The sequence below is a fragment of the Streptomyces adustus genome, assembly GCF_009377175.1.
Lineage (GTDB): Bacteria > Actinomycetota > Actinomycetes > Streptomycetales > Streptomycetaceae > Streptomyces > Streptomyces adustus.
In genome coordinates, this window is the sequence record NZ_VJZD01000039.1 from 44,712 (window position 1) to 51,684 (window position 6,973).

Annotated in this window: 4 protein-coding genes and 1 pseudogene; all 5 read left to right on the forward strand. The window is 72.5% G+C overall.

Features of this window, described 5'->3' with window-relative positions; genetic code table 11:
• The first annotated feature begins 8 nt into the window (after positions 1 to 8).
• The gene (leuS, locus tag FNH09_RS12680; RefSeq protein ID WP_152887210.1) at positions 9 to 2,891 is read left to right on the forward strand and encodes a leucine--tRNA ligase; all 2,883 of its coding nucleotides are present in this window, start codon (positions 9 to 11) and stop codon (positions 2,889 to 2,891) included.
• A 219-nt stretch (positions 2,892 to 3,110) separates the two neighbouring features.
• Complete coding sequence (locus FNH09_RS12685; protein WP_162468491.1) at positions 3,111 to 3,845, forward strand: hypothetical protein; 735 nt, start codon at positions 3,111 to 3,113, stop codon at positions 3,843 to 3,845.
• Positions 3,846 to 3,917: 72 nt separating this feature from the next.
• Positions 3,918 to 4,763: a DegV family protein gene (locus FNH09_RS12690; RefSeq protein WP_152887212.1), complete on the forward strand. Its 846-nt coding sequence runs from the start codon at positions 3,918 to 3,920 to the stop codon at positions 4,761 to 4,763.
• Between the two features lie 172 nt (positions 4,764 to 4,935).
• Positions 4,936 to 6,147, forward strand: a complete 1,212-nt coding sequence (locus tag FNH09_RS12695; RefSeq protein WP_152887214.1) for a ComEA family DNA-binding protein — start codon at positions 4,936 to 4,938, stop codon at positions 6,145 to 6,147.
• A pseudogene (locus FNH09_RS48450) lies at positions 6,144 to 6,973 on the forward strand (hypothetical protein); the annotation flags it as partial. The gene FNH09_RS12695 and the pseudogene FNH09_RS48450, both read left to right, overlap by 4 nt.

Below are 6,973 nucleotides of genomic sequence, written 5' to 3' on the forward strand. Positions count from 1 at the left end.
TGAGGATCATGAGCGAGACGAACCCCGCTGCTGCCGCCGCCGTGTCGGCGGACGCTGCGCCGCACCGCTACACGGCAGCCATGGCCGCCGAGATCGAGGCACGCTGGCAGGACTTCTGGGACGCCGACGGCACCTACGCGGCGCCGAACCCCACGGGTGATCTGGCCGGTGACCCCGAGCTGGTCGCCAAGCCCAAGAAGTTCATCATGGACATGTTCCCGTACCCGTCCGGTGCGGGCCTGCACGTCGGCCACCCCCTGGGCTACATCGCCACCGATGTCTTCGCCCGGTTCCAGCGGATGACCGGCCACAACGTCCTGCACACCCTGGGCTTCGACGCCTTCGGCCTGCCCGCCGAGCAGTACGCCGTGCAGACCGGCACGCACCCGCGCGTGTCGACCGAGGCCAACATCACCAACATGAAGGCCCAGCTGCGCCGGCTGGGCCTGGGCCACGACCGGCGCCGGTCCTTCGCCACGATCGACCCGGACTACTACAAGTGGACCCAGTGGATCTTCCTGCAGATCTTCAACTCCTGGTACGACGACGAGGCGGACAAGGCCCGTCCGATCTCCGCGCTGATCGCCCAGTTCGAGTCCGGTGAACGCGCCGTACCGGGCCACACGCGCGCGTGGAACGAGCTGACCGCCGCCGAGCGCGCCGACGTCCTGAGCGGGTTCCGCCTGGCGTACGCCTCCGAGGCGCCGGTCAACTGGTGCCCCGGACTGGGCACCGTGCTGGCCAACGAGGAAGTCACCGCCGACGGCCGCTCCGAGCGCGGGAACTTCCCCGTCTTCAAGGCCAAGCTGCGCCAGTGGAACATGCGCATCACCGCCTACGCGGACCGGCTGCTGGACGACCTGGACGCGCTGGACTGGCCCGAGGCCATCAAGCTGCAGCAGCGCAACTGGATCGGCCGCTCCGAAGGCGCCCGCGTCGACTTCCCCATCGACGGCGAGCACATCACCATCTTCACCACGCGCCAGGACACCCTGTTCGGCGCGACCTACATGGTGCTGGCGCCCGAACACCCGCTGGTCGACAAGTTCACCCCGGCCGCCTGGCCGGAGGGCACCCACGACGTGTGGACCGGCGGTCACGCCACCCCGGCCGAGGCCGTCGCGGCGTACCGCGCGCAGGCCGCCTCGAAGTCCGACGTCGAGCGGCAGGCCGAGGCCAAGGACAAGACCGGTGTGTTCACCGGCGCGTTCGCGACCAACCCGGTCAACGGCGAGCGCATCCCGGTCTTCATCGCCGACTACGTCCTGATGGGCTACGGCACCGGCGCGATCATGGCCGTCCCGGCGCACGACAGCCGCGACTTCGCCTTCGCGCGCGCCTTCGAGCTGCCGATGCGCTGTGTCGTGGAGCCGGCCGACGACCGTGGCACGGACCCCTCCACCTGGGACGACGCCTTCGGGTCGTACGACGCGAAGATCGTCAACTCGGCGAGCGACCAGGTCTCCCTGGACGGCCTGGGCGTCGTCGACGCCAAGGCCCGCATCACCGAGTGGCTGGCCCGCAAGGGCATCGGCGAGGGCACCGTCAACTTCCGTCTGCGCGACTGGCTGTTCAGCCGCCAGCGCTACTGGGGCGAGCCCTTCCCGATCGTCTACGACGAGGACGGCACCGCCCACGCCCTGCCCGAGTCGATGCTGCCGCTGGAGCTGCCGGAGGTCGAGGACTACTCGCCGCGCACCTTCGACGCGGACGACGCCGACACCCAGCCCGAGACCCCGCTGTCGCGCAACGAGGAATGGGTCAACGTCACCCTGGACCTGGGCGACGGGCCGAAGAAGTACCGGCGCGAGACCAACACCATGCCCAACTGGGCCGGTTCCTGCTGGTACGAACTGCGCTACCTGGACCCGCACAACGACCGCGCGCTGGTCGACCCGGAGATCGAGCGGTACTGGATGGGCCCGCGCGAGGGCCGGCCGCATGGCGGCGTCGACCTGTACGTCGGCGGTGCCGAACACGCCGTGCTGCACCTGCTGTACGCGCGCTTCTGGTCCAAGGTGCTGTTCGACCTGGGCCATGTCTCGTCGGCCGAACCGTTCCACAAGCTGTTCAACCAGGGCATGATCCAGGCCTACGTCTACCGCGACAGCCGCGGCATCGCGGTGCCGGCCGCCGAGGTGGAGGAGCGCGACGGCGCCTACCACTACCAGGGCGAGCAGGTCACCCGGCTGCTGGGCAAGATGGGCAAGTCCCTGAAGAACGCGGTCACTCCGGATGAGATCTGCGCCGAGTACGGGGCTGACACGCTGCGCCTGTACGAGATGGCGATGGGCCCGCTGGACGTCTCGCGCCCGTGGGACACGCGCGCGGTGGTGGGCCAGTACCGGCTGCTGCAGCGGCTGTGGCGCAACATCGTCGACGAGGCGACCGGCGAGGTCACCGTCACCGACGCCGAGCCCGACGAGGAGACGCTGCGCGCCCTGCACAAGGCGATCGACGGCGTGCGCCAGGACCTGGAGGGGCTGCGCTTCAACACCGCCATCGCCAAGGTCACCGAGCTGAACAACCATCTGACCAAGGCGGGCGGCGCGATCCCGCGCTCCGTCGCCGAGCCGCTGGTGCTGCTGATCGCGCCGCTGGCCCCGCACATCGCCGAGGAACTGTGGCGCAGGCTGGGTCACACCGACTCGGTCGTCCACCAGGACCTGCCCGTGGCCGACCCCGCCTACGTCGTGGACGAGACCGTGACCTGCGTCGTGCAGATCAAGGGCAAGGTCAAGGCACGCCTGGAGGTCTCCCCGGCCATCTCCGAGGAGGACCTGGAGAAGGTGGCGCTGTCCGACGACAAGGTCGTCGCGGCGCTGGACGGCGCGGGCATCCGCAAGGTGATCGTGCGGGCGCCGAAGCTGGTGAACATCGTCACGGCGTAGCCGCGGATCCTCCGGGCGGCCGGTCGCGAGACCCGGCCGCCCGTGCGCTCGGCCGTCCCGGTCGGTCGTACGGTCGGTCGTACGAGTGGGCCGGTCGTGCGGCTCGGGGTAGTCCCCTACGGGCAGGTTCGGGGTTCTGACGGAACTCCGCACCTGCCCGTCGCGTTTACCGTTGAAGAGCGGCGCGGTGCGTGCCGCGGCAGTCCGAGGAGGAGCACCGTGGCAACCGTGATCACAGTCATCGCCCTGCTCTTCCTGCTCTTCGTGCTGCTGGGCGCCTATGCGACGGTGAAAGTGGTCGGCGCCGCCAAGCGCGGTGTGGACCGCACCATCGACCAGGCCCGCCGCACGGTCGAGGACCATGCGCTGCGGGCCAAGTCGTTCGCCCAGCCCGGGCCCACGGGCGAGATCGCCCAGCTCCGGCTCCGGCTGCGCACCTCGATGCGCGCCACCCAGGAGGCGCTGCGCGCGGGTGCGGCGGAGGACGAGTCCCTCAAGGAGTCCCTCGGCCTCTTCGAGCGCCTCAGCGCCCACGGATACGAACTGGACCGCGACCTCAAGGGTCTGGAGTCCGAGCCGGACCGGGCCACGCTCGCCGAGCGGCTGCCCGGCCTGCGCGAGCGCACCGAGCGCATCACCAAGGCCGCGGACTCCCTGCGCTGGGCGGCCCGCGACCGGGCCGGCCGGTTCGCCCAGGACGACCTCGACTCCCTGAGCGCGCAGATCGACGTCGAGGCGGGCGCGCTGCGCCACTGGACCACCGCGGATCCCACCCCCGAGTCCACCCCGTGGCCCGAGGCGCCGGCGGCCGGTGCCCCGGCGGATGACCGGACCGGATCCGGGTCCCCCTGGTCCCGCCCGGCGGACGAGCCGACCCGGCCGGCCATCGCCCCGCCGGTCCGTCGCCCCGCCTACCCCTGGCAGAAGAAGCCCCGGCCGGAGAGCACGACCTGATCCGGTCGTACACCGTCCGGGTGCGAGGGGCCGGACTGCCGCTCGGGCGCTACGCCAGGTAACCTCCAGCTCATGTCCCGCCATGTCGCGATCGTCACCGATTCAACGGCCTACCTGCCGCCCCGGACGACGGAGCGCCATGGCATCACCACGGTTCCCCTGACCGTGGTCATCGGCGGACAGGCATTCGAAGAGGGCACGGAGATCTCCACCCGCTCCCTGGCCCAGGCACTCCAGAAGCGGCGCCCGGTCACCACCTCCCGGCCCAGTCCGGAGCAGTTCGCGCAGACCTACCGCCGGATCGCGGAGTCCGGCGCCACGGACATCGTCTCGCTCCATCTGTCCGCCGAACTGTCCGGGACGTACGACGCGGCGGTCGTCGCGGCGCGCGAGGCGCCGGTGCCGGTCCGTGTGGTGGACACCGGCATGGTCGCGATGGCACTCGGCTTCTGCGCGCTCGCCGCGGCGCGAGCGGCGGAGTCGGGCGGCACCGCGGACGAGGCCGTCACCGCCGCGGAGAAGCGGGCCGCAGGCACCTCCGCCTACTTCTACGTCGACACCCTCGACTATCTGCGCCGCGGCGGTCGGATCGGCGCCGCGCAGGCCCTGCTGGGCTCCGCGCTCGCGGTGAAGCCGCTGCTGCAACTGGACGGCGGCCGGATCGGCCCCCTGGAGAAGGTGCGCACGGCCTCGAAGGCGATCGCCCGCATCGAGGAGATCGTGGCCGAACGGGCCGGCAGCGCCCCCGTCGACATCGCCGTCCACCATCTCGACGCCCTCGACCGGGCCTCCGCCCTCGCGGACCGCCTCAGGACACGCCTCCCCGGGCTGGCCGACCTGCATCTGAGCGAGGTCGGAGCCGTGATCGGCGCGCACACCGGGCCGGGACTGCTGGGCGTCGTGGTGTCGACCCGATGACGGTGTGACATCACCGGTCGCGCGGACGGTGATTCCTGACCGAGCGGCCGGAGAGCCCGGCCGCGCCGGAGGAGTCACCCGTGCGAGGGGCGAAGTTATCCACAAAGCAGCCGTGTTCCACTGAATTCGAGCAAGATCAACACGAAATGCCGGGATGCCCGATTCTCGTGGCATGGCACTTCGATCACGCTCACACGCAGGATCCGTGACCAGCGGTCCCGGCCGCGGTCCCGCCTCGGACGTCCGCGCCCGCCACCGCCGTTCCCCGGCCCGCAGCCGCTCCCGGCACCGCCACACAACGGCGCAGGAGCTACGCCGACGCGCACAGGTCCTCTTCGCCGACCGCACGGGTAAGCGGCACGAGCCCGGGACCGGGCCGCCGGACCCGGCACCCGTGCCCGCGGGCGACGGCGGACCACGCCTCGGTCGGCGGGTGCCACGTGCCCGAGCCGCCGTGCCCGAAGCCCACCCGGAAACCGAGTTCGCCGCGCCGGGCATGAGGGGCATGACCGGCATGGCGGGCATGAGGGCCGCGGCAGGTCGGCTCGGCGTCGGCGCCGCAGCCGACTCCGCCCGTACGCGGGGGACTTGGCGGGAGCGGGTCGGACCGGCCCTGCGGGAGCGCATGCCGGTGTGGTTGCAGACACGGTGCGGTCTGGAGCGCAGGAACGTGGTCGCGCTCACGGTGGTGCTCGTCGTCGCGGCGGGCTTTGCGGTGCAGCACTTCTGGACCGGCCGGCCCCGGTCCGTCCAGGCGCCGGAAACGGTGCGGGCGGCCGCGCCGTACGGGGCACGGGCCGCGAGCGGGCCGACCGCATCGGGCACTTCGGCCGACTCCCCGGGCACGGCGGGTGCGCAGGGCGCGGAGGGCCAGGCGGGTATGGAAGGCGCGGCCGCGACGGCGGGCGCGACGGGCGGGACCGGTGCGGCCGGGACCGAGATCGTCGTCGACGTCAGCGGCAAGGTCCGTGATCCGGGGATCCATCGCCTGCCCGCCGGTTCGCGCGTCGTCGACGCACTTCGCGCGGCTGGTGGGGTGCGCCCCGGTACCAGTACCGACGGCCTCAACCGCGCCCGGTTCCTCGTGGACGGGGAGCAGGTGGTCGTCGGCGGTCCGGCACCGGCCGCGGCGGCCGGGCCCGGTACGGGCGGTGCCCCCGTCGGCGGGCCGAACGGCGGTGCCTTACCCGCGGCTCCGGTCTCGCTCAACACGGCCACCGTGGAACAGCTCGACGCCCTGCCCGGCGTGGGGCCCGTACTGGCCCGGCACATCCTCGACTACCGCGGGCAGCACGGCGGCTTCCGGTCGGTGGACGAACTGCGTGACGTCAACGGCATCGGCGACCGCCGCTTCGCCGATCTGCGGAATCTCGTACGGCCGTGAGCGGCGACCTTCGCCGCGGTTCCCCGGTTCTCTCCTCCGAACCCCGGCGGACCGTGCACGCCGACTCGGGGAGACGGCTGGGAGCGGCCCACCCACGGGAGGAAGGACCGACCGACCTCCGACTCGTACCGCCCGCTCTCGCGGCCTGGGCGACGGCCGCGCTGACCCTGGACGCACCGACGGGACAGGTCGTCGCCATCGTGGTCGCGGGACTGTCCCTGGGCGGCGCGCTCCTGCTGACCCGCAGGCTCACCGGAGTCGGCCGGCGCACACCCGGACCGGACACCGCAGGGCGGTGTACACCGGGTCGGGACATCGTCGGCCGACTTGCGTCCGGACGGGACACAGCCGGTCAAGGGGAGTCAGGATCGCGCACCTGGCCGCGGGCGACGCTCGCCGCCGTGCTGCTGTGTGTGGCGGCGGCCGCGGCTTCGGCCGGGCTGCACGGGGCGGATCTGCGCCGGGGACCGGTTCCGGCGCTGGCGCGGCAGTACGCCACCGTCACCGCCGAGGTCGAGATCACCTCGGACCCGCGGCTCTTCGGACCTCGTGTCAGAGGTGATCGCGCGGCGCCGGTCTCCGCGCTGATCGAGGCCGAAGTGCGCGGGGTGGAGCAGGCGGGCGGGGCGATGGTGTCGACCCGGACGCCGGTCCTGGTGATCGTCGACGTCCGCGCGGGTCGCGCCCGGCCGGGACGGGGTGACGGTTCGGACGGGTCGCCCGGACCGGGCCGTACGGACACGCGGGACGACTCGCAGGGCCAAGGCCAGGGCCAGGTTGTCGGTACGCCAGGGTCCGGGTCCGGGGCCGGGCAAGAGGCCGGGGC